At 43.1% G+C, this 23,445-nt stretch carries 15 protein-coding genes and 1 rRNA gene; 7 read left to right on the top strand and 9 right to left on the bottom strand.

Annotated elements, in window-relative coordinates; translation table 11 throughout:
• The 4 genes from rrf to GGD38_RS36090 form a co-directional block, all read left to right on the top strand.
• Window positions 1-90 (top strand): 5S ribosomal RNA (gene rrf, locus GGD38_RS36105); the annotation flags it as partial.
• Between the two features lie 126 nt (window positions 91-216).
• On the top strand, window positions 217-1,209 hold the full coding sequence (locus GGD38_RS36100) for an FAD:protein FMN transferase (RefSeq protein WP_375303693.1): 993 nt from the start codon (window positions 217-219) through the stop codon (window positions 1,207-1,209).
• Window positions 1,210-1,326: 117 nt separating this feature from the next.
• Window positions 1,327-2,529, top strand: a complete 1,203-nt coding sequence (locus tag GGD38_RS36095) for a Gfo/Idh/MocA family protein (RefSeq protein ID WP_375303692.1) — start codon at window positions 1,327-1,329, stop codon at window positions 2,527-2,529.
• Between the two features lie 18 nt (window positions 2,530-2,547).
• A complete protein-coding gene (locus tag GGD38_RS36090; RefSeq protein WP_375303691.1) occupies window positions 2,548-3,915 on the top strand; it encodes a DUF1080 domain-containing protein in 1,368 nt (455 codons plus the stop codon).
• 447 nt (window positions 3,916-4,362) lie between these two features.
• Here the strand turns inward: GGD38_RS36090 and GGD38_RS36085 are convergent, their stop codons facing one another.
• From GGD38_RS36085 to GGD38_RS36045, 9 genes are all read right to left on the bottom strand, one after another.
• Window positions 4,363-4,740, bottom strand: a complete 378-nt coding sequence (locus tag GGD38_RS36085) for a carboxypeptidase regulatory-like domain-containing protein (protein ID WP_375303690.1) — start codon at window positions 4,738-4,740, stop codon at window positions 4,363-4,365.
• Window positions 4,719-5,756, bottom strand: coding sequence for a trypsin-like serine peptidase (locus tag GGD38_RS36080; protein WP_375303689.1), 1,038 nt, complete (start codon window positions 5,754-5,756; stop codon window positions 4,719-4,721). The genes GGD38_RS36085 and GGD38_RS36080 overlap by 22 nt, the downstream gene beginning before the upstream one ends.
• A gap of 602 nt (window positions 5,757-6,358) precedes the next feature.
• Window positions 6,359-7,234, bottom strand: coding sequence for a universal stress protein (locus tag GGD38_RS36075; protein ID WP_375303688.1), 876 nt, complete (start codon window positions 7,232-7,234; stop codon window positions 6,359-6,361).
• Window positions 7,235-7,298: 64 nt separating this feature from the next.
• A complete protein-coding gene (locus GGD38_RS36070) occupies window positions 7,299-8,675 on the bottom strand; it encodes an HAD-IB family phosphatase (protein WP_375303687.1) in 1,377 nt (458 codons plus the stop codon).
• A 662-nt stretch (window positions 8,676-9,337) separates the two neighbouring features.
• The gene (locus GGD38_RS36065; protein ID WP_375303686.1) at window positions 9,338-9,706 is read right to left on the bottom strand and encodes an RNA recognition motif domain-containing protein; all 369 of its coding nucleotides are present in this window, start codon (window positions 9,704-9,706) and stop codon (window positions 9,338-9,340) included.
• A gap of 374 nt (window positions 9,707-10,080) precedes the next feature.
• Window positions 10,081-10,527 (bottom strand): 50S ribosomal protein L9, encoded by a 447-nt coding sequence (gene rplI, locus GGD38_RS36060; RefSeq protein ID WP_375303685.1) that lies wholly within the window; start codon window positions 10,525-10,527, stop codon window positions 10,081-10,083.
• Between the two features lie 12 nt (window positions 10,528-10,539).
• Window positions 10,540-10,806: a 30S ribosomal protein S18 gene (gene rpsR, locus GGD38_RS36055; RefSeq protein WP_014221276.1), complete on the bottom strand. Its 267-nt coding sequence runs from the start codon at window positions 10,804-10,806 to the stop codon at window positions 10,540-10,542.
• Between the two features lie 4 nt (window positions 10,807-10,810).
• On the bottom strand, window positions 10,811-11,164 hold the full coding sequence (gene rpsF / locus GGD38_RS36050; RefSeq protein ID WP_375303684.1) for a 30S ribosomal protein S6: 354 nt from the start codon (window positions 11,162-11,164) through the stop codon (window positions 10,811-10,813).
• A gap of 208 nt (window positions 11,165-11,372) precedes the next feature.
• Window positions 11,373-15,686 carry a T9SS type A sorting domain-containing protein gene (locus tag GGD38_RS36045; RefSeq protein WP_375303683.1) on the bottom strand — a complete coding sequence of 1,438 codons (4,314 nt, stop codon included), beginning with the start codon at window positions 15,684-15,686 and terminating at the stop codon, window positions 11,373-11,375.
• 676 nt (window positions 15,687-16,362) lie between these two features.
• Here GGD38_RS36045 and GGD38_RS36040 point away from each other — a divergent pair.
• The 3 genes from GGD38_RS36040 (at window position 16,363) to GGD38_RS36030 (ending at window position 23,444) form a co-directional block, all read left to right on the top strand.
• Complete coding sequence (locus tag GGD38_RS36040; protein WP_375303682.1) at window positions 16,363-16,902, top strand: hypothetical protein; 540 nt, start codon at window positions 16,363-16,365, stop codon at window positions 16,900-16,902.
• A 354-nt stretch (window positions 16,903-17,256) separates the two neighbouring features.
• A complete protein-coding gene (locus GGD38_RS36035) occupies window positions 17,257-18,681 on the top strand; it encodes a hypothetical protein (protein WP_375303681.1) in 1,425 nt (474 codons plus the stop codon).
• A gap of 65 nt (window positions 18,682-18,746) precedes the next feature.
• Window positions 18,747-23,444, top strand: a complete 4,698-nt coding sequence (locus GGD38_RS36030) for a hypothetical protein (RefSeq protein ID WP_375303959.1) — start codon at window positions 18,747-18,749, stop codon at window positions 23,442-23,444.
• The last annotated feature ends 1 nt before the right edge of the window (window position 23,445 follow it).

Genomic DNA, 23,445 nt, shown 5'->3' with positions numbered 1-23,445 from the left:
TTCACCTCTTCCCATCCCGAACAGAGAAGTTAAGCCCCTCATGGCCGATGGTACTGCACAACAATGCGGGAGAGTAGGTAGCTGCCATATTTATTACAAAAAGCCTCTTGACTTGTGTTAAGAGGCTTTTTGCTTTTATACCTGCCCCAGCCGGACTGAATAATCAGCTTAATTATAAGCCAAAATCCACAACTTCTATTTCCATAAATTTGTAGCATGCGATACTTATGCGTGCTGTTAGTAATCTGTACCGCTTTCATTCAACAACCAGCGTGGCGAAAAATACAGATCAATGGTAAGGCCCAGGGCACTACTTACCATATTACCTGGTATGCGCAAGACAGCACTATAGGTCAACCCCAAATCGATAGTATCCTTGCAAGGATCGACACTTCACTTTCTATTTATAATCCCCAATCACTTATTACTAAATTCAATAATGGCAATAGCGTTGTAATGGATAACCATTTCCGCACCGTATTGAACAAATCACTCGAAACATATCACCAAACCAATGGCATCTTCGATATTACCGTTCTGCCCCTGGTTCAGGCCTGGGGCTTTGGACCCAAAAAAGTAAACGCATTGCCCGACTCGGCTACTATTAAATCAATAAAGGGCTGTGTAACCTCCTTAAACCTCTATACAAAAGGAAATACCCTGTATAAAAGGAAAGCCTGCACTGGCATTGACGTTAACGGAATTGCACAGGGATACAGCGTTGATGTAATTGCCGGTTTCCTGGAAGCACATGGCATAAGAAATTACCTGGTTGAAGTAGGTGGTGAGATCAGAGTGAAGGGACATAAACAACCCGGTAATGAAAAAATGAAAATTGGGATAGAAGCGCCCGGTGAAAATGATTTTGAGCTATCGATGATCAGTAAGATCATTTCGGTAGATAGTGGCGCCATAACTACATCGGGCAGCTACCGGAAGTTTTATGAAAGCGAAGGCAAAAAGATCACACATCTCATTGACCCACGCACCGGTTACCCGACCCAAAATGAATTGATCAGCGTTACCGTATTCGCACCCGACGCCATTACCGCCGATGCCCTTGATAATGCATTAATGGTTATGGGGCTAAAAAAAGCATTACAGTTTACCGAGCAGCGAACAAATATCGCAGCCCATCTTATATACCGTACCCCCGATGGCAAAATTGCCGATACGGCATCGAGCCGGTTTTACAAGCTATTACAATGATAATTGTATTAAATTGTTAGGGGGATGCAGCCGATAAACGGAATTTTTCAACTTATAAAAGGATGGGAGATCTGGTTCCATTTATCGATCAAATAAAAAAACTTTTGCATTTGCTTTATGAGCAGACGTCATTTTATTAAACAGTCTGGTTTACTGGCCGGTGGATTGTTGCTCAACAACCAATTGTTACAGGCCTTTTCCGGTACTACAGAAAAAATAAACATCGGCATAATAGGATGTGGCGACCGTGGCACGGGCATTATGAAAATGCTGGGCGAAATGCCAGACCGCTTTACCGTAACTGCTATATGCGATGTACTCGATTTCAGACTTGAAAGCGCCAAAACCGCCATTCCTTCCGTAACTCCAAAAGCCTATAAGGATTACCGTCAGGTACTGGATGATAAATCTGTACAGGCGGTGGTAATTGCCACCACGCTAAGCGAACATTATCGCATAGCCAAAGATGCATTGCTCGCCGGCAAACACATCTATCTTGAAAAGGCAATGACCTACGCCATCGATCAGACACTCGATTTGGTAAAAACGTCAAAAGCGCGGCCCAGTCAAACGGTACAAATAGGCCATCAATACCGGTCAACTCCCTTGTACTTTAAAGTAAAGGAGATGATCGATAAAGGATACCTGGGTAAAATTACACAAATTGATTCCCGCTGGGACCGTAACTGGAACTGGCGACGCCCTGTGCCTGCAGGTTATACCGATAAACAGGTGAACTGGCGGATGTACAGAGAGTACTCGGGAGGTTTACCTGCTGAATTGTTATCGCACCAGATGGATTTTGTGAACTGGGCTTTCAATACCCATCCCGATGAAGTGATGGGTACCGGTGGTATCGATTTTTATAAAGACGGCCGGGAAACCTACGATAATGTACAGGTGATGTTGCGTTATACAAAGGCAAACATGATAGGCAACTTTGGCGCAACCTGTGGCAATGCGCACGATGGCTATATCTTTAAAATAAAAGGTACAAAAGGCGCTGTGCACCTGCTGATGCACGACGGTATTTATTATCCCGAGGCAACAACCAAAAAAGACTTGCAAACAGTTGACGGTGTTACCGGTGCTACAAAAATAGAATGGAATAAAGAAGGCGGTATCAACATCATGAACGAACCAATGAAAGATGGCACCTGGTATGCCCTGCTTGAGTTTCATGATTGCATCAACAATAAAAAAACACCAGCCTCCAATATTATAACCGGGGCCACTACAGCTATATGTGTTGCCCTGGCCAACAATGCCATATTCAATCATAAAATTGAAGAATGGAAACCTGCATATAACTTAACGTAATCATTTTTTAACTGACATATGAAAAAACTTTCCTGCGCGCTCCTGGCATTATTTTCTGCAACAATTGTTACGGCACAGTCAGACAAAGGCTGGACGAATTTATTTGATGGAAAAACCTTTAATGGTTGGAAGAAGATCACCGGCACGGCTGAGTATAAGATCGAAGATGGTGCTATTGTGGGTATTACCGTACCTAATTCTCCCAACACATTTCTGGTTACCGAAAAAGATTATGGCGATTTCGTACTGGAACTGGAAGTAAAGATTGAGGACACTACCTCCAATTCTGGCATTCAGTTCAGAAGCCATTATGATCCTAAATTAAACAATGGAAAAGGCCGGGTATTTGGTTACCAGTTTGAACTGGACCCTTCTTCGCGCCGCTGGACGGGTGGGGTATATGATGAAGCCCGCCGCGACTGGTTATATCCTCTTTCATTAAACCCAGCTGCGCAGGATGCATTCAAACCCGGAGAGTTCAATAAAGTTCGGGTAGAATGTATTGGAAACAATATCAGGACCTGGGTAAATGGTAAAGCCGCTGCTTATGTTGTAGATACGGTTGATAAAAGCGGTTTTATTGCATTGCAGGTGCATTCTATAAACAAAGCTGAACTGGAAGGCAAAAGAATTCACTGGCGTAATATTCGTATTAAGACCGGCGATCTTAAACCAGAGCCTTTCGCAAAAGGCGTTTATGTCGCCAACTATATTCCCAACAGCCTGGCCACTTACGAAAAAAGCGATGGCTGGAAATTACTGTTCGATGGAAAAACTACCAATGGCTGGGTAGGAGCGTATAAAACCAGTTTCCCTGCCAAAGGTTGGGAAATAAAAGATGGTACCCTTACTGTGCAGTCTTCAGCCGGTGCAGAATCAACCAATGGCGGTGATATTGTTACCAAAGAGCAATACAGTGCCTTTGATCTGTCGTTCGATTTTAAACTTACAGCAGGCGCCAACAGTGGTGTAAAGTACTTCGTAACCCTGTCGGAGAAAAATTCAGGTTCGGCAATTGGTTTAGAATACCAGGTGCTTGATGATACGTTGCACCCCGATGCTAAACTGGGTCGTGACGGTAACCGCACCATGGCTTCTTTATATGACCTTATTAAGGCCGACAAACAAAAACGCTTCATACATCAGCCTGGTCAATGGAATACCGGCCGGGTAGTAGTACTTCCCAACAACCATGTGGTGCATTACCTGAACGGAGTTAAAGTACTGGAGTATGATCGCGGCTCGGCAGCTTTTAGAGAGCTGGTAGCCCTCAGCAAATACAAAGTATGGAAAAACTTCGGCGAGGCGCCTAAAGGGCATATCCTTATACAGGATCACGGTAATGAAGTAAGCTTTAGAAGTATTAAGATAAAAGAACTGAAATAGTAATACAAGCTTTAATGCTGGCACCCTGGTAAGCTATTGGTTTGCCGGGGTGTTTTATTTTGGGGAAATGTCGCTTTTGACGTTCAGGGGAGAAGTTACTTAAAAAAGAAAGGTCGCCTTTTTACAGGCGACCCTACACTAATCAAATACCATTAACCATTAAACCTTATCCTACTGCAAAGTTGCAACTTAAAACTCAAACAAAAAATAGTTGGGCATAAGATTTTGCCGGAATAAATAAATACTCCTAGAAAAAGGTGGAAAAAATTAGGATAATTACGATACTAAGCGGGTAGTTAAGCAAAAAAGAGGTACAAAATTGAGGGAGATTTGTGTGTGCTAAATAGTGCTAAATAATTGCAGTCGCATTTTACTGGTTAAAAAATGCGGGCAACCTTAGAGAAAGTAATGTTGTGAAAGCCTTGTGGAGAGTAATAAATGTCTGTTTTACAATGGTATTTTCAAAACACTGTCTTTGGCGACGTTAATTGTTACTCTTTTCGACTCATTGCTATAGTTAATTAGCAATGTATAGGTGCCCGGAACCTGTATATTAGGCAAAGAAAAATTGCCTTGCTCATCGGTTTGGGCGGCTATATCGGAGTGTTGATAACTTCCTTCGGCGATCATCACTATGGCGCCTTCAACCGGGTTACCGGTGGCTGATTTATATACAACCCCTCGTACACTGGTAGTGCTTTGTGCAGTCATATAAAAATTATTGCTTTTGATCACCCAGTAAGCGATCAAAAAAATGGAAAGGAGGGCTGAGATCAACAGCCATCCTTTCCTGTTTTGTTTATTTACATACCCTGATTTTTCCATGCCTGAATGTTGTTGAATACAGGCTGAACAATTCTGGTAGCTGAATTTCCTGAAACCAATCCGTTTGTATGGATGCCAACTGCATAGCGGGCATTGCCAACTTTTACCCAAACCGGTGAACCACTTTGTCCACCCATAGTGTCAATTTCATAATAAATAACTCTTGGGGCAACAGATTTTGCCTTGCGGGCCATAAACCATTGCTGATTGCCACCTTTGTCGCCTGGGTAGCCACTCAGGTTCAAATAAGCGCTAAGCAAATATGGGTTGTCTTTCACTGCAAATCCAAACACACCCGTTTTATCGCCTGGACGTGATGCGGCTGGTAAAATGATGCAACCATAATCGTATTCTCTTTTCTTATCGTTCACCCAGCCCGAAACGCTTCTGAATGAAGTGCCCACATAAGAACCGTATGGACGTGCCGCATCATTTAAACCAGGTATTACTTCTATGCTCTTTGGCCAACCGCCCTGGTCGTGCATATAAACACAATGGCCGGCAGTAATAACGGTGCGTGGAGCAACCAGCCAACCGGTTCCAATAAAGCGATTACCGTTTTGTGCTGTAATGCGTAGTGAACAAATAGCGCGCCATGGGAATGTTGTAGTTGGGGAAATGCGAACGCGGTCATCGGTCCCGATTATTACTTCAGACAAACTTTTCTCATATAATTCGGGATAGCTGGCAAAGAAAGCGTCACGCATGAATGCACCTTCTCCTTCATTTTCAGAAACCTCAGTACCTGATTCTTCCAGTCGGGATGAAGTAATAAAAGAAGATTCTGATTCATTTTCGGTACTCAGCCTGTTATACATTTCTTTATCTGATTCACCTGGTTTCGACATTTTAAAACCTTCTACCTGTTCAACTTCTGTTTCTGTATCAGATTCCATATATGATTGCCCAGGTAAATTCTCAATCAGGCTTGGATTGGGCGCACCGGGTAATAATGATTCTTTTTCATTGCCATTCTTGGGTGCCCGCAGTGTTTCAGAGAAAGTCTTTGGCTTCATAAATTAATTTTTTTGGTTATTGTAATGAATAGCTGAAGCGGGTAGGGCAAAGCAGTATACCTACGTGCCGGTATAGCGCATGCGCTATGACATCGCAAACAATCCTGTATGTACAGGAGTATGCAACACAAATCCAATAAATGATCGTTCTTAACCTTTCATTACAGTGAAACCTAACCTATAGGGATGCGGGAGATGATTTGTTGAGAGGTAATCAGTTTTTAACAGTTGCCATTACCCGAAATTATTAATTAGCGTGAGAGACTATTCAGAGCTGATATGTATTTCGGATAATGATGGGAGGTGCTTACCTCTATAATACCCCATAGGCCTTAATATGAGGTGAAATCAACACTTTGGACGGTTATGGTTTTCGTAAACTTAATATGCCTTGCAATAATACTACTACCCTCCACTTCTACCATTTAAAGATATAGAGTATATTTTATATTCTTTTGCTTTTCATATAAAATAATTGTGAACCGTAATCTTTTATAACATGTATTAAGTACTATATGGTTTGTGCAATCCTGTTTAAACACGAAAGCCTCCCGATAATTCAGAAGGCTTTCTATATCTAAAAAAACAAAACGAAGAAAAAATTAAGAGGATGGCTGTGATTGTGATGTTTGCTCACTGTTCTTGTCAACCGTAATGACGGGGATCTTTGATCCGTACGACAACAGCTTACGGGTAATTCGGTTCCACCAGCCCGGCATATGGAACTCTTTTAATGGATTGGCCATTATAAGATCGGCATTGATGCGTTTCGAAAAATCAAGCGTGCTCTTGGCCAGGTTCTTACCTTCTAATAAAAAACATTGAACGGGAATGGTGCTTAGGCTTTGTATCACTTCCAGCGTTTTATTCACCACCTGTTCAGCAGCGTTACCATCTTTACGTAAGCTAACAAGGTATACCGTGCTTTGGAATGTACGGGCCAGCAAAGTGGCAAACTTAATGCGGCGTACAGGTACTTCATCTGTTAATGGTAATACGATCTTTTTAAAGTGGCTTACCAGTCCGCTCGATCTGATGGCCAGGGCCGGTACGTTTGTTTTACGCGCCAGCTGGCTAATGGACACGGCTGATAGTATGCGATGTATGAGATTGAACTTCGACAACCCCACTACTACCAGGTCCATATCGTATTGCTCAATGTATTTTACCAATTGCTGACTTGGGCGGCCTTGCAATAAACTGATCTCGATCTTTCCTTCGCCACATAAATGATGTTGATAGGTTTCTTTCAGTACCTCCAGTTTTTTGCGGGCATTGTTAAGGTCGGCAGTAATATCGTAAGGAAGCAGCATACTGGCGTCAACTGGCACCAGCGGCAACAGGTTCTTCGATACCACGTGTACCAGGTGAATATTGCACTGGAATGTATTAGCCAGTTCAATAGCCTTGGAAATAGCCCATTTGCTGCGGCCGGAGAAATCAACCGGCACCAGAATGTTATATAATTTTCCTGGCATAGACGTTTGTTTTAGGTTTACTGATTAGAAATGTGGTTTAAATCGGTTGCTTCCTGCGGCTGGTTTAGGCCAGCGCCAGAAGCGATTGAAAACTGTTCTCCTTTATATTAGTCCCTGCTATCGTTCCAAGTAAATCATCTTTTGTGCGAAAGGCAACGCCTTTGCCGGCATGGCCTACCATACACCGGTCGTCGCGGCTGTCGCCAACCACTATACAACGTTGTAAGGGCACATTGTACTTTTCGCAGGCATATTGCAGGGCATTGGTCTTACAGTAAGAATGCCCGCATACGCTTTCGGGTGAACCAAAGAAATAAGAAGGGAGGTTTATTTCACCTGTTACCTTTCCTTCAAAGAATTCAAGTTGATTGGCATAAGAGAAATCGGCGCCTATTTTTTGCCGAACGAAATTGGTGATAAGCGTATAACTATTGCTGATAATACCAATTACGTAGCCACGGTTCTTTAATTCGCCTACTACTTCTTTAATATCGCTTACCATTTCTATCTGGCTGGCTACATGAAGCAGCTCATCCATTGTTCGGCCCTTTAAAAAAGCACCAATACGTTTCGTTAGAATGATGGCATCTTTTTCGCGGGCGCGCAGGTCTTCGAGCTTGGCAGTGAAACCAAAGGCGGCAGCACACGCATCAATGAAGCGGCCCTGAAGAATAGTATCATCCATATCGAATATGGCCATTTTATGAAAACCCGACAGCTTTTCGCGCAGGGTCTTGTTCATTTCACGGTTAATGGCTTCCAGCGAATGGATCTCTTCTTCACTGATAACATCAGAGTGTTGCAGCTGGGCTTTGCTGATGATGGCCTTGCTCACCTCTTTACTCATTTTACCCAGAGCCTGCCAGGGTTTACTTTTATTTTCTATATAACCAATGTTCACTTCGGTCACCCGCGCCTTCATCAAATACATATCTATCAGGATGCCGATATCGACCCCATAATCATTAAAGAATTCGATCTTTTTGAAATATGATTTTTTACCGGCGATCATACCGCTGAGCGGCTGAGCGAAATGAGAAAGCCCGGGGTAAAAGATGTTGAGCAATGGTTTGGCAACCAGTTCGGTTACCCGGCCGGCATTGCGGGCAAAGCTGCCTTTTACAAAATCAGCTTCGTCGGCCAGCAGTGGCGCTGCCAGATTGCTGATAGTGCCATCGGGATAAGGATCAATATCGCCATCGAGGAAAACGATCAGCTCATTGGTGGTTTTGGCAATACCATCTTTCATGGAAATTCCCTTCCCGCGTACCTGGCTGATTATTACCTCGGCACCGGTTTCCTCAGCTATTTTAACCGTATCATCTTCCGACTTGTCATCTACCACAATGATCTGCGTTACCAGCGGAAATTGCTGGCAAAAGCGGATTACATTGCCAATTGTTTTCCCTTCGTTTAAAGCAGGTATAATTACAGTTAGCATAATTTTCTCCGGTTTATTAAATTTCTACAATGTGTGTAAAGCGTTTGGGGAAAAATGTCTGTGAATGAAGCCTATCAGTATGTGCATGCCAATGCCGCACTAAAAAGGCAAAAGATGTGCCTTTGTTTTAATCAGGCATTAAAATCTGCTTATGTGGGGAAAAATCCACATGTGTGGGCATGGGCAACATAATTTTTCCTATGGTTGAAGGTGCAGTATAGATATTGACTGGGCGTTAAACTGCTATTAAAAGAGTATTAAATAAAAATATATGCCATGTTAACACGCTTTGGGGAGAAATTGTCGGTAGGGGTGGCGATAGGCGTTTTAAGGGGTTTTAAAGGTGGCTGGTGGGTAGTTTGACGAGTTAACAGGTTAACTAGTTGACAAGGAAAGGCAAATGAGTTGTTCAGTAATTGAGTTATTCAGTTCTTAGTTCCTGGTTCGCAGTTCATAGTTCATAGTTCTCAGTTCGGGGTTTCAAGTTCGCGAAGCTGTATTTGCTTACGGTTTGCAGCTGTTTTATTTTACGTTTCACGAAAGCAAGGCTCTGAAATAGGGAACCATTTGTGATTGCCGCCATGGGGGAGGGGTAGACACCACAAATAAAAAATCCTTCCCGACGCGTCGGGAAGGATTTATATAAGTCGATGCGTAGTGTATTAATAATCTCTGTTATATCCACCGCCGCCACCGCCGCGATTGTAGCCACCTTTTTTGTAGCCACCGCCGCCGCCGCTACCGCCACCGAAGCTGCGTTTTTTGAATCCGCCGCCGCCGCCACCTTGTGGTTTTGGTTGTGCTTCGTTAACGATAATCTTACGGCCTAAAACTTCAGACTCGTATAAGCTGGTCAGCGCGTTTTGTGCTTCGCCGTCCTCAGGCATTTCTACGAATCCAAAACCTTTGCTACGACCGCTAGTTTTGTCTTTCACAATTTTAGCAGAAGTAACTGAGCCGTACTGCTCGAACAGGGTTCTTAAATCCTCATCGGTCATTTGCCAGGAGAGGTTCCCTACATAAATGTTCATTGTAACGAAAATTTTAGTGTTCTGAAAAAAAGGATAATGGCAATAGTTGCTACAATGAACTGAGGAAACCGAAAAACAGGTAAGACACTGCAGAACATGAGAACTAAGACATTAATCTAAACATGAAGATAGGAGAAATAATTTGATTTAAACAATAAAAAAAATCCCGGTTCCAGCAAGGGTGCGGGTTTGCACAAAATACTGACATTATCAATGACAAGTACTTACAACCCAATAGGGGTATTTTCTAAAAACCGTATGGGCAACGGGTTTGGGCGCAAATATGGCGAATTTTGAGATGTTCAACTCCTATAAAAGAAAAAGCCTTTTCTACCCGAAGGCAGAAAAGGCCAATTTTATTGAAGCGGGAACAATTACTCAGCTACTACTTCAAATTCCAGTTCGGTTGAATGACCGTTACCGAAATCGATGGTAGCTTTATAAGCACCCAGTTCTTTTACTTCATCAGGCAGAGTGATCTTTTTACGATCTATCTCATAACCCTTTTGCTCGCGGATAGCGCGGGCAAGTTGTAATGAGGTAACGCTACCGAAGATCTTACCGCTGGTACCGGATTTAGCTCCGATTTTCAGGGCACCTTCTTTCAGTTTGGCGATTACTTCATTGATAGCAGAAAGCATTTTCTTTTCTTTCTTCTCTATCTGTTTTCTTCTTTCCTCTAATTGTTTGAGGTTAGAAGGACTGGCCTCTACCGCAAATTTGAAAGGAATAAGATAATTACGGGCATAGCCATTGCGTACTTTAACTACCTCATTGGCTCCACCCAGATTATCTACGTCTTGAATCAGTATTATGTCCATGGTGTCCTCCTCTTATTTTAAAAGGTCAGTTACGTACGGTAATAAAGCCATTTGACGGGCTTTCTTACATGCCTGTGCTACTTTACGTTGGTACTTCAAAGAGTTACCGGTAATGCGGCGGGGCAATAATTTACCTTGCTCGTTCAGGAATTTTTTCAGGAACTCAGCATCTTTGTAGTCAACGTACTTAATGCCATATTTCTTGAAACGGCAGAATTTCTTCCGGGGTTTCTCGGTTTTAATGGCGGTCAGGTACTTAATTTCATTTGCTTTTGCCATAGTACTATCCCTCTACTTTTTCAGTTCCTGTAGGTACACCACTTCTCTTTTTGTTATTGTACTCGACGGCGTATTTATCGAGCACAGTGAACATGTGACGCAACACATTGTCGTCACGCAGCAATTGAATTTTCAATTGCTCATTGAGGCTGGATGGCGCTTTGTATTCCATAACCCAGTACAGACCAGTGGTCTTTTTCTGGATCGGATACGCCAGTGATTTTAGTCCCCAGGGATTTTCGTGCACAATTTCACCGCCCTGACCTTTGATCAAATCGGTAAATTTTTTCTGAGATGCTTTGAAATCATCGTCAGACAGCACAGGGGTAAAAATCACCATCAATTCGTAATTGTTCATTGATCCCTGTTTGTTGGTTAAAAAATTAATTTGGGCTGCAAAAGTATGACAATTATGTCATAAGGGCAAAGAAGAAAGTTGATAAGTTGACGGGGTTTACGAGTTGACAAGGTAACAGGCTGATAAACATATAGATACATTTTTGCTTGTATGAAGAAAACCCCGTTCCGGCAAAGCCGGAGCGGGGTTTTATGAGAAACAATGGTTTTTATTGCACCATTATCTTTTCAGTATACTTTCCTTTGGAGGTGGTGAGTTTTAACAGATAGATGCCTTTACCCAAACCCCTTACATGAATTGGGGTAGAAGCGGTGGCGGCAGCCATATTCACCTGTTTTATAAGCCGGCCATTTACATCCATCAGTTCTATGCGTACCGGTTCGGTATTGTTTTGGCGGTAAATGGTTATGGTTGAATGGGCCGGGTTGGGGCCTGCAACAAAGCCACCCTGTTTATCGGTTATGATCTTAACAATACCCGATAAAGTTGCTTTTTCATCAATATCAACCTGTTTCAGACGATAATAGTTAATACCGTATACAGGTTGCTCATCGGTATAGTTATAATTTGTGGGGCGGTTTGAATTACCGGCGGCAGCTACTTTGCCAATGGCTGTATAAGTGCGGCCATCATTGCTTCTTTCAACAACAAACTCCCTGCTGTTACTTTCCTGCGCGGTGCTCCAGGTTAAATAAACTTTATTGGCAGGGCGATCATACGCTCCCTTAAAGCTGGTTAATGTTACTGGCAATGCGGCATCGTTACGTGTATACCAAATGGGGGCCGTAACTGCTTTATTACCGTCTTCCTGGGTTACCACTGCATAGTAATAAAAGGTGGTATTATCGGGTTGAATGTTATTGACGTCGCCGGCAGTAAAGGTGAGTGAATTACCACTGCCGGTTTTCAAAGTGGCAGCTGGTGATGCGGCGCCTACTTCGCCGCCCCATAGTTCAATAGCAGTTGTGGTTTCAGCGTCGAGGTCGTTAATGCTTAACATCAGGCTGGGTACACCGGCATTTACAACCTGGCTGCCCATTGGCTTACTGTTGTTTTTAAAATCCAATTTCAGATTACAATCGTTCGATGCGTAATAACGCATAGATCGTATGGCTTCCATCAAGCCTTCGCGAGTGTATGTTGAGCTTAATACTACCATGCGGTTTGAGTTGGCCGTACCAAACGTCATGTTATGGTTATCCTGGTCCATTTGCGGCGCTATGTGATAACCCTTCGACAACATATTGCGGTAATAGCTGAGAAAGCTTAATGAAGATGGAAAATCATTATAGGTAGTAGATATTGAAAAGGCAGGGCCGCTTTCAATGGCCTGGCCAACAATAGCGGCATCGGCGGCAGCATTGTATACCGAAACCAGTCCATTGTAATCAGAATTTTTAGGGTGGGCCAGTGTAGCAAAGGCGCCACTGTGATCATTAACCGTACTCCACAATGAACCATAATTGCTTTTTTCTACATAAACATCATAGTTGCCACTTTCCCAACCCAGCAGCTGATCATCGAAACCATAAACCAGTACATGACCACCGCCCGAGATGGTGCCCCATTCCATACCCCATAAGGTTACAAACGGATTACCGCTGGTGCCTATAGAGCCGTTAATAGTATTGGCATCTGCATAACCCAATGCATAATTGGGTTTGCTCATTCCTGCACCGGCATGGTTATGTTCACTTATACCCAGAAAGTCCATACACAAGGCATCGCGTGCAAATGTAAAATCGTCAATAGGCTTTTTGCTGAGGTTATCTTTATTACCATCTGAATAGGATGAGTGTGCATGCAGGTTACCAAACATATACACATAGCCCGATGCCGGGTCGTAAGGTATAATGGTTATTTGTACACCGGCTGAATAACTGGTGCCTTTACGGGTGAACGCTTTGAAATAATAGATGCTGCTGTTGGTAAGCCCGGTAACGGTAACTGTTGGTCCGGTACCACGGTATACAACCTGTTCGCCGCCGGCGTAAGCTGTATTGGCTGGTGCGGTATATGTATCGCCTGTGTTAACTACAGGTGCATTGGAGGCCACTACAATAATTTCATCAAAGCAGGAGGCTGAGGCAGGAAGCGCCCAAAAAACAGTAGCCTGTTGATTACCTGCCGTTCCTGATAATGCAGAAACATTTACCGGGTTGGTGCAAAGCGTTGTGAAGTTACCGGTAAGGGCTGGCGTGAGGTAACAATTATCGGCGCTGTTATATTCATACAACGCCAGGTAATAGGTAGTGTTCTGGTTTAATGAACCATAGGAAAATGATGCTGCCGGCCCATTATAAATGACTGAATTGCCGGTGCCTATTGTTGTTCCTGCCGGGTATGCCACACTGTTGTAGATAACTGCATCTACCGGTGCACCGGTACGCGCTATCACCAATATATTATCACCGCTACCGCGTGTCCACGACAGGTCCAATGAATTGCCGGTAATGCTATTGGCTGCCAGATTGGTAGCCTGTGTAACCGGTGATGTACAGGCAGGTGGTGTGGTGGTTGTGGTATTACCGGTTAATGGCGATATAACATTGTAACAGGTGGCGCCGCTGGTGCTGAATACATAAAAGTAATAAGTAGTAGAAGGTGTAAGCCCGTTGGCATTGAATGACGTTCCGCTTATTGAAACCACTTTTGCATTACCCACTTCATCGTCTATGGCATATACGGTACCGCTGGCGGGCATATCGATAAGGGAAGCTGAAGCAGACATTAATACCAGGTAGTTGTCTGCAGGTGTAGTGCCGCTTGCTGCTGCTGTAAAGCTGCCGCTGATCGATTGTAGCGAAGGTGAAAGATTAAGTGTAGTAGGCTGGTTGGTGGGCGGCGTACAGCCAAGCGTCATAGTGAAATCATCAATACCAAGCCCATCTTCACCCTCAGTGCTTATTAGATCATAGTCCTTCCAGCGAATGCCAAATGACGTTCCGTTAGGTATGGAAAGTCCACTGATCGTATACGTATAAATCGTGTAATTGCCAGGGGCATTACCATCCAGGTTGCTAATGGCACCTGTTGAATGGGGGGCAATAAAGTCAAGCCCGTCAATATCGGTCCAGGTGCCGGCAATCAAACTGGTGGTGTTCAGGTTTAATTGAAAATCGAGCCGGTCTGTTCTGTTAAGTCCGCCCAGTCGCCATTGTTCACCTTTATAGGTAATGGCCAGCGACGTAATGGTTTCGCCTGTATTGTTTATAAAGAACCCGCCTATAAGTGGAATAAGTGTATTGGATTGCAGGGTGCCGAAACTACGTTCTGTTGCTGATGTAATTCCGAAGCTGTAGGTATTACCGGCATTATTAGAACCGTTTGCTGCTGTATACATGCCGTCATTATTACCGCTGATACCCGTTTCCCGCAACGCCCAGCCTGCCGGTCGTGATGCTGAAGTGCCCGATGCTGCCAGCGTATTGAAATCCTGTGAATAACTGCCAGTGAAGGATACAGGCGTTACGTCATCATCGGTTAAAGTGGTTGCGGCAGCAGCTCCATTTACTATATAACCACCTGCAGGGTTCGAAATGGTGAGTGTAATACCCTCTGTTACTTCAACCGTGTTATCATCGGTAGGTATCAATGTAAGTGTAATTGTAGTTGTACCTGCCGGAACTGTAATAGTACCGGTAGCAGAAGATAAAGGAGAAGGTGTACCGGTTGAAAGTGTCGCTGTATAATCGGTTGAAAATGCAGCAGTGCCGGTGAATGCATAATCAAATGTTGTAGCGGTTGTTGTGGCCGGACTGAACGTAAGGGCAATACTGCCGTTAGTTACAGGTTCGGCAGCCGCGGTTGTACTGGTATTTACTGTAACAGTGCTAATGGGTGTATTATCGGCAGAGATAGAAAAATCATCTATGGCCAAACCGTCATCGGCGCCGCTGGCATCCAAATCATTCCACCTGAAAAAAATAGTAGCGTTATCAGGGATGGAAAGCCCGGTTATAATAAAAGAGGTGGCTTTGCTGTTTGCTGCAAGATTTCCATCTAATGCACCGGCAGTACCGGTTGTTATGGGTGCCGTAAAATCGAGGTTATTAACATCAGTCCAAACGCCGTTGGCAAGTGTGGTGGCATTGAGGCTATATTGAAAATCGAGCCGGTCAACGCGGCCGGCGGTGCCTAAGCGCCATTGCTCGCCGGTATAAGAAACGGTAAGTGTAGTAATGGTTGAACCAGTGTTATTGGTAAATGAAACGCCAAAAACAGGAGTAACGCTGTTTGATTGCACACTTCCCAAAGCACGTTCTGTGTTACCGGTAGCTCCATAACTATATGTATCGCCTGTGCCACTTGCGCCGTTATTGGCGGTATATGCGGCCCCGGCAGCGCCGTTCTCAAAAAAGAACCAACCTGTAGGAACTACAGCTGAAGTAGAGGAGGAGACCAGGGAATTAAAATTCTGGTTATACGGCGTATTCAAGGCCGTTATACCAATAGTTTGCGCGTATGTAACAGAGCAAAAAAAACTGGTTACACACACCAATAGAAAGTACAATTTTCTCATTGTGTATTTAAGTTTTGAAGAAACAATAAAGCTGTGTTATGATCAATGGTTTATCAAGCGGAAACTGGGGGCAAGCTGGTATCTGCCAGTTAAAGGATTTATGGGGTGGTGCGGTGTCAAAGGTAGAAGCCCTGTATTATGCAAATGTTACGTTTGTGGGTGCAAAAAAATTATACCAATAAACGTATGCCTAAATATAAGATATAAAAATTAATCTTGGTGTTTTTGTCGGCATTGGTCACTTATGGCGTATTTGTGCATTATTGATTTAACTTTTTTCACACTTATTGGCGAAAACTACACGGTTATTCTTATTTAGTCACGTCTATTCATTTTATTTGGTTTGTGTACTTACTTGTAATTATCTTTATCGAATAATAACTGATACATCTACGTTACAGTTATTTTTTATCAAATATCCTTTACTGAGAGGCCAGATACTACCCCAATTATTAAAACCCAACCTAAATCTGTTTTATGATTTGTAGTCTGGACAAACGCGCCCGATCACATCTGCTTCTATCAATTCCATTTTTTTATTTGCTCAGATAGCATGCTTCAAATAGCATGTTTAACTGTATAGCATATTATGCAATACAGCAAATAATACTATTGTTCAAACTTGAAATAGTATTATAAGGATATTACTTTGCCAAGCAGTTAACTCCATAATAGTATGAAAAGATTTCTATTTTTTGCTTTGTTGATATGTATTGTAAATGGCCTCAGGGCGCAGACTGAATACATATTGAAAGCAGATAGTGTAAAAGTAAAGGCCGGTGCACAGCCCGCAGAATTGATCATTGAAAACAGCACCCGAAACGTTAATGGGTTTTTATATAACAAAGGAGCCGGACGTACTGAGTTCAGAAGGGTTATAAAACTAAATGATTCAACGTTAATATTTGGAGGTGATACCATTGTTATAAAAGGCGCGGCTTTGCCCGCCGGTGCCCGACGGATCACCACGGTTACTACCAGTAGCTATACTATTGCGCCAGATGTGGATGTTGTATTTGTAAGCTATGCTGGCCGGGCAATTATTACTTTGCCAACCGGCATAACCGGCCGCGAAATAACTATCAAAAATTTAAATACTACTAATGACTTAAATATAGTCGGACTGGATGCCAGTGAGTTGAACTATATTAGTGCCCGTCGTGCAATTACTGTAATGTATACAGGCAGCGAATGGGTTGGTATTAGCAGATATTAAGCAATGTTAAAAAATGAGATAACAGGGATAGTAGAAAAATTTTTAAACATCGAGCGGGAATTAAATCTCCCTTAACCAAACTAACCGTTGAGAATACTTAATTCATCTACGTTTAGCAGTTGAATCTCGCCGGTTAATAAATCTTACATATAAGTTTGATCCTGTTTTATCGGATGATAGCTGCAATGGCCTGCAATGCTATTCAGGGGCTGCTGTGCTATGCTATCAGCTTTACTGGAATCAAACTACACTATATTATTATTGTTGCGCAGCTGAGTTTGTGCCACACCGTCAAATTGTGCCCGGTAAACCGGGTTCAGGGTATCTATTATTATATAAAAAGTCGTTATTAATATGTTTTGTAGAAACACCAACCTGCTCGCTAAGTCTGAAAGTTTGATGGCAAATAAAAAAGCCGGTAAAACAAAACTGATATCAGTTTTATTGTTTACCCTGTTGCTGTGTATCGGCAGCACTTACTCGTATGGACAAACTGACGACTCAGCAATTGTTGATTTCAAAACTGACACATCACATCATCTGGTTGTTACAAGAAGTGGCAAGGTTGGTGTAGGAACAGACAAGCCACAAGTGCAGTTTCATACAACTGGATATGCAAGATTTGCCAAGTACAGGAACAATATCCAGGGCGACTCTGTACTTACAACTGATCAGGATGGAAACCTGCGATTTGTTTATATGCCATATGGCAGCAGCGGTGGCGGCGGGGCCTCTTACAGTTTTCAAAACGGTGTTACACAAAACAACGGTAATGTAGCGCTTGGTGGTCAGCTTCAGGATTCTGTAAAAATTAACCTGAGTGGTAACCAGTTCAGTTTCAATAATGGAGCCGATAAGGTTATGCATATGTCGGCTGATGGCAATGTGGGTATAGGCGTCAGGGCACATGCGAACTACAAATTGGATGTATTTGGTGATCTGAACCTGGGGCACCGTTATGATAGTCTTGGAGGTAATGAAAAGTTGGTATTTGGTGGCACCAGCAATACAGACGCCCTGTATTTTCAACGATTCAATACTGCCTTTAATGCAACTGATCTGCGGCTGAATATTGGCGATGATGGCGGCTCAACAGACAGATTTATTGTTGGATATACGCCCTATGGGACAACCAATTGGGTAAATGCCATGGTAGTAGAAGCTGGCGGTAAAGTAGGTATTAGCACCGATCAGGTGACCAGCGAGTTGGCGATTGGAAGAGACCATGGTACTAAACTATCTGTTGGTAATGGTCAATGGGCGCAGGCGGCGATTATAAAAACTGCTTATGGCGAAGGTACAGGAGATTATACTGATATTCTGGTTCCCGGTGCTGCTGCCAATTCAGCTTATATGCGTATAACCCAGGCCGGCAATGTGGGCATTGGTGTACTTGTTCCAGATGCGCAATACAAGTTATCAGTGAATGGCCGCATCCGCGCCAAAGGCTTGCGGGTACAATCTGCCGGCTGGAGCGACTTTGTATTTGAGCCTGACTATAAATTATTATCTCTCCCTGAACTGGAAAAATTCATAAAAGCAAATAAGCACCTGCCTGAAATTCCTTCTACAAAGGAAGTAATGAAAGACGGTCAGGAAGTTGGAGAAATTCAATCAAAGCTGCTGCAAAAAATTGAAGAGCTTACCTTATATACCATTGAACTTAATAAGCAGGTAAAAGCGCTTGAAGATAAAAATAAAAAGCTGGAAACGCAGCAGCAACAAATTAGTACGCTTCAACAACAGTTAGATGAGTTGAAAAAACTTATCGGCAAGTAATAACCTTAATGCGGTAACCTGTCCCTGAAAAAGTATTGTGAAAGAATCCAAACCACACAGCCCCAATGCAGCGAACAGCAATATATAAACGTTTTACATTTATAATAATATTTGTCCTTTATGGATTGGTGTCACTTGCAACGGGTGGCGATTCTTCAGGAAGAACGGGAGCGCCGCTACCGTTTAACGAGATCCTTAAAGGGTATGCTCCAAAGCCTGCCAATATAGGTAACACAGCTAATGCAACCAGCCGGTCGTTTGCAAAGCTTGATGAGTATATAGCTGGGGAGCAATTTTCCTTTCAGGCAACCGGTACTGAGTTTACCGATCAGTATTTTGAAGAGGTAAATACTGCCAACACAACAGCTGAAGAGTATAAAGCGAAGGCCAGGGCTGTGCTGGCTGAGATAGAGAGCAGCAACAGCTATATTGATTACCTGGAGCCTTCGGATATCAATAAATTGCCGATCGGTTTGCGTAAAAGAGCGGGTAATTCCGAAATAACGATTGCCATCAGCAATGCGACTTTTACTGACAAGTATGCAAACCTCACCGTTTTTGCGCGGGTAAAAATTCCGCAGGCCCCCTATGAATTATTGTTTGGAATAAGCGGATTAAAGCTCTCCTATAAAGGCGGTATCATTGGTAACGCCAGCCTGGTGCTGTTGGGAGATGTTGCTATACCCATAAATGGCGATAATGCAGCATTGATCTTAAAAGGCAGCATGGATATGGCAACAGGTGGGTCCACATCAAAGACCTTTATAACTGTTAGTTGTAATGGATTTGAGCAGTTGGGTGTGAATGGAGAAATTCAGTTCTCCAGAAATATGATCGTGCCAAGTGATGCCGCCGGAACAATATTGAACGGGCGGGTAACAGCAGCGCTAGACCAGATATTAGTAACCAACTGGAATGATATGATCATCGATCTTACTTTCCAATCGCCTTTTCAGGTAAACGGGTTGCAGGGATTCAATTTTACTGTAACAAGAGCCGTTTTTGATTTCAGTGATCTTCACAATAGTGAGCATGTGGTGTATCCACAGGGATATCAGCAAAAATACCTCAATGCAGATAATCTTACAGCCTGGCGTGGTGTGTATGTTGAGAAGTTAAGTATTGGTTTGCCAAAGGCAATTAAGAACAGGGATAATCCAAATGCGATCGTAAGTTTTGGGGTAGATGATCTGCTTATTGATAACAATGGTATTTCCGGTGTATTCTTTGGTGAGAACGTTTTACCTATAAACAAGGGAACAGCCAGTGGCTGGCAGTTTTCAATAGACAGTATAAGAGTAGCCTTCGAAGCCAATAACCTGATCCGTGCCGGCTTTGGAGGGAAAGTAGGGCTGCCGGTAAATCAAAGTGATGATGGAAATAATAAAAGAAAGTTTCTGGGTTATTCTGCAGTTATATCGGCCAATTCCGAATATGTACTTCGCGTAACCACACTCGATGAAATGGATTTTGATGTATGGAAAGCGAAAGTATTCTTACAGCCTAATTCATGGGTTCAGATCTCAGGTAACTCCACTACGTTTAAACCGGAGGCCATGCTGCATGGCAAAATGGGGATAGTAGCCCTGGCTACAGATGAAAACCCTGGTCGTGATGCTTCCAAAGCGCCTGTGGCCGATTTTCAGGGTATTACTTTCAGATCGTTGCATTTAACGGTAGATAATCCATATATAGATGCTGAGTATTTAGGTTACGAAGGAGAAGTGAGGCTGGGTAATTTCCCGGTTTCCATCTATAACATTGCCATGGTGAAAGACCAGTCCACCAACAGGGTAGGTATTGGCCTGGGACTGAAGGTGAACCTGCATGAAAATGAATTCAGCGGCAACGCCGGTTTTAAGATCTGGGGGAAATTAAATACTGACCGCGAGCTTACGTCATGGAAGTATTCCAGTCTTGAGATCGGAGAAATAGCGATCAGTGCTAAGATCAAAGAGGTGATAAAACTCGATGGCAGTGTTAAATTCCTCGATGATCATCCAGTATACGGTGATGGTTTCATGGGGCATATAAAATGTGTAGTTGAAAAAGGACTGGGGCCCGACCCCATTACTGTTGAAGTGAATGCTACGTTTGGGAAAACAACTTTCCGTTACTGGTACGTTGATGGGCTGGCTGATTTAGGTACAGGTATTGGCGGCGCTGTTAAGATCCAGGGATTTGGTGGCGGCGCCTATTACCGAATGAAGAAAGAAGGTTTCAGTACTTCATTCTCTGCAACGGGCGCCAAGTATGTACCAGACGAAAACTCCGGCCTGGGTATAAAGGCTGCTGTGATATTCAGTGTAGGATCGAAAAAAATAGTTAAAGGCGAGGCTTCTTTTGAAGCGGCTTTCAACAAGAGTGGTGGCCTTCGTTATTTAGGCCTTTTCGGTTACGCCAAATTTATGGGTGATATACCAGGCCTGGAAAATGTGGCTGACTTCGCAAAGAAAAAATTTGAAGCTGTTGAAACGAAGTTGAATAGCCTTAATATAGAAGCGCTAAACAACATGAAAATAATGCAGCCTTCCAATGCTGCAAAAGAATCTTATCCAACTACGGAACGGCCAGGGCAAAACGGTTTGGCTGCCTATATAGGTATACAATATGATTTTGAAGCCAAATCATTACATGCCACGTTCGATATGTATGTTAATGCTGCAAAAGGGTTGATAACAGGTGCTGCTTCTGAGAACCGTGCAGGATGGGCTGTATTCCACGTCGATCCTAAAGAATGGTATTTGCACGTAGGAACGCCAACTGACCGGCTGGGGATGAAAATCGGAATTGGCAAATTTAACTTAAAAACCGGTTCCTATTTAATGGCGGGTTATAATATGCCCAAATTCCCTGATCCTCCGTCAGGTGTGGTATCTGCTTTACGCAATGCAGGGATTGATTACGAGAATAATATAAACAAGGGAGATGTTGAAGGCGGCCGAGGTATTGCCTTCGGAACAAGTCTCGAATTGGCTACCGGTGATGTACGCTTCCTGTTCTTCTATGCTAATTTTGCCGCCGGACTTGGTTTTGATGTAATGATCAAAGACTGGGGCAATGCGCATTGCGCGGGAAGTTCAGAGCAGATAGGTATCAATGGTTGGTATGCGCAAGGTCAGGCGTATGCTTACCTGCAAGGAGAGTTAGGGGTGAAGATCAAGATACTCTTCGTTAAAAAGAATATTTCCATCATTAAAGGAAGCGCTGCGGCCTTGTTACAGGCAAAATTACCCAACCCAACATGGGTGGGTGGCTACATGGGCTTCTCTGTAAATATTCTAGGGGGAGCTATTAAAGGCCGGTTCAATTTTAAATTCAGCTTTGGCAGTGATTGTGAGATTGTAAGGGATGAAAATATTAGTGAGTATGAGGATCTTGAATTTATTTCCAATATAACACCCGACGATCAGGCTTCAAACGTGAGTGTATTAGCTGCGCCGCAGGTGAAGTTTACGATCAAGCCAGGTGCAACATTAGATGCACCACGTGAAGATGGCAGTGGTAATGACGTGTTCATGCCAATGCTGGAAGCATTTAAGCTGTATGAAGGCAGTACAGAAGTTGCAGGTAGTACTTCATTTAACACAGGTGGAGATCTGTTGACCTTTAAGCCGGATGCTGTATTAAAATCAAAAACAAGTTACAAAGCAGTAGCCCGTATATCTATTCGTCAGTTGATAAATGGTTACTGGGTTCCAATAACAGAAAATGGCCAGGCAGTTGAGCAGATCAAAGAGGCGACATTTACGACCGGTGATGCACCTGATTCAATTCCATATACTTTATTGGACAAGTTATATCCATTCTTCAATCAACGTAATCTGTATAAGAATGAGAACAATAAAGGAGTAATATCTCTGAAAAGCGATTTCCATGAGTTTTTTGAGAAGTTTGGCCGCTGGAAGATAAGGGTGGAAGACCTGAGTGGAAATATGGTTACTACAGTTGATGCGACACATAATGGTTCTACGGTATATAATTTCACTGTTCCAACAGGTTTACAGTCTAATACTACGTACCGAATGAAGTTGATGGGTGAACAACCATTAAAGCCCACTTCTGATGTTAATAAACCGGGTCTTGTGCTTACGTTCACCACCAGCCGATTCAACACCCTGGCGGCTAAAATCCAATCGCTTCATGTAAATCAGGCTATTGTAGAAAAGGTATCATCAGATGTAATCAATCTGCAGGCTGCTGTTGACAAATATGAAGGGTTTGAATTGTATGAAATAACAGGTACTCAATATACAGGCAATAAGGGAATGATAGAAGGCGAGGCAGATTTAACAGATGATGTCTATTATCAGAACTTAATTAAACCAGTGGTCTATCCAAATATTCCTTTGACTGGCGATGACAAGACATTCAGAATTGAAGGTACAGAGGCGTTGTTATATGGTCTCCCTCCCACCAAAGCAATAACCCCAGCCTGGTTCTATATCAATATGCTTCAGTCGAAAGAATACAATGAAGTGCTGAATATGCGGATGCCTTTTGTTCATAATACTAATAAGTATATCAACCTGCAGTTCCTGGAGTATAGGAAGAAGATCATTGCAACGTACCTGGGTGCGAGTTATGGATTCTGGGTCGATCGTACTAAATACATCCAAATAGCCGAGCCATTTAGAAAGTTATGTAATGAAGGCTTCCCCTTTATGTTGAAGGGAAAATATAAAGTTCGCTTTACGCTGGTTCAACTGGATGGCACAAGAGGCACTACATCAGAATTCGTTTACGAAAACCCCATAGAATAAT

This window comes from Niastella sp. OAS944, assembly GCA_024809215.1.
GTDB lineage: Bacteria > Bacteroidota > Bacteroidia > Chitinophagales > Chitinophagaceae > Niastella.
The sequence above is the reverse complement of the archived record's forward strand: the minus strand, read 5'-3'. Positions and strand labels throughout refer to the sequence as shown.

What these genes read in the sequence shown, in the direction of transcription:
- rplI (WP_375303685.1), bottom strand. Translation starts at nt 10,527, where the DNA reads ATGGACATAATACTGATTCAAGACGTAGATAATCTGGGTGGAGCCAAT.
- GGD38_RS36065 (WP_375303686.1), bottom strand. Translation starts at nt 9,706, where the DNA reads ATGAACATTTATGTAGGGAACCTCTCCTGGCAAATGACCGATGAGGAT.
- GGD38_RS36040 (WP_375303682.1), top strand. Translation starts at nt 16,363, where the DNA reads ATGAAAAGATTTCTATTTTTTGCTTTGTTGATATGTATTGTAAATGGC.
- GGD38_RS36035 (WP_375303681.1), top strand. Translation starts at nt 17,257, where the DNA reads ATGTTTTGTAGAAACACCAACCTGCTCGCTAAGTCTGAAAGTTTGATG.
- GGD38_RS36070 (WP_375303687.1), bottom strand. Translation starts at nt 8,675, where the DNA reads ATGCTAACTGTAATTATACCTGCTTTAAACGAAGGGAAAACAATTGGC.
- rpsR (WP_014221276.1), bottom strand. Translation starts at nt 10,806, where the DNA reads ATGGCAAAAGCAAATGAAATTAAGTACCTGACCGCCATTAAAACCGAG.
- GGD38_RS36075 (WP_375303688.1), bottom strand. Translation starts at nt 7,234, where the DNA reads ATGCCAGGAAAATTATATAACATTCTGGTGCCGGTTGATTTCTCCGGC.
- GGD38_RS36100 (WP_375303693.1), top strand. Translation starts at nt 217, where the DNA reads ATGCGATACTTATGCGTGCTGTTAGTAATCTGTACCGCTTTCATTCAA.
- GGD38_RS36045 (WP_375303683.1), bottom strand. Translation starts at nt 15,686, where the DNA reads ATGAGAAAATTGTACTTTCTATTGGTGTGTGTAACCAGTTTTTTTTGC.
- GGD38_RS36090 (WP_375303691.1), top strand. Translation starts at nt 2,548, where the DNA reads ATGAAAAAACTTTCCTGCGCGCTCCTGGCATTATTTTCTGCAACAATT.
- GGD38_RS36085 (WP_375303690.1), bottom strand. Translation starts at nt 4,740, where the DNA reads ATGGAAAAATCAGGGTATGTAAATAAACAAAACAGGAAAGGATGGCTG.
- GGD38_RS36030 (WP_375303959.1), top strand. Translation starts at nt 18,747, where the DNA reads ATGCAGCGAACAGCAATATATAAACGTTTTACATTTATAATAATATTT.
- GGD38_RS36080 (WP_375303689.1), bottom strand. Translation starts at nt 5,756, where the DNA reads ATGAAGCCAAAGACTTTCTCTGAAACACTGCGGGCACCCAAGAATGGC.
- rpsF (WP_375303684.1), bottom strand. Translation starts at nt 11,164, where the DNA reads ATGAACAATTACGAATTGATGGTGATTTTTACCCCTGTGCTGTCTGAC.
- GGD38_RS36095 (WP_375303692.1), top strand. Translation starts at nt 1,327, where the DNA reads ATGAGCAGACGTCATTTTATTAAACAGTCTGGTTTACTGGCCGGTGGA.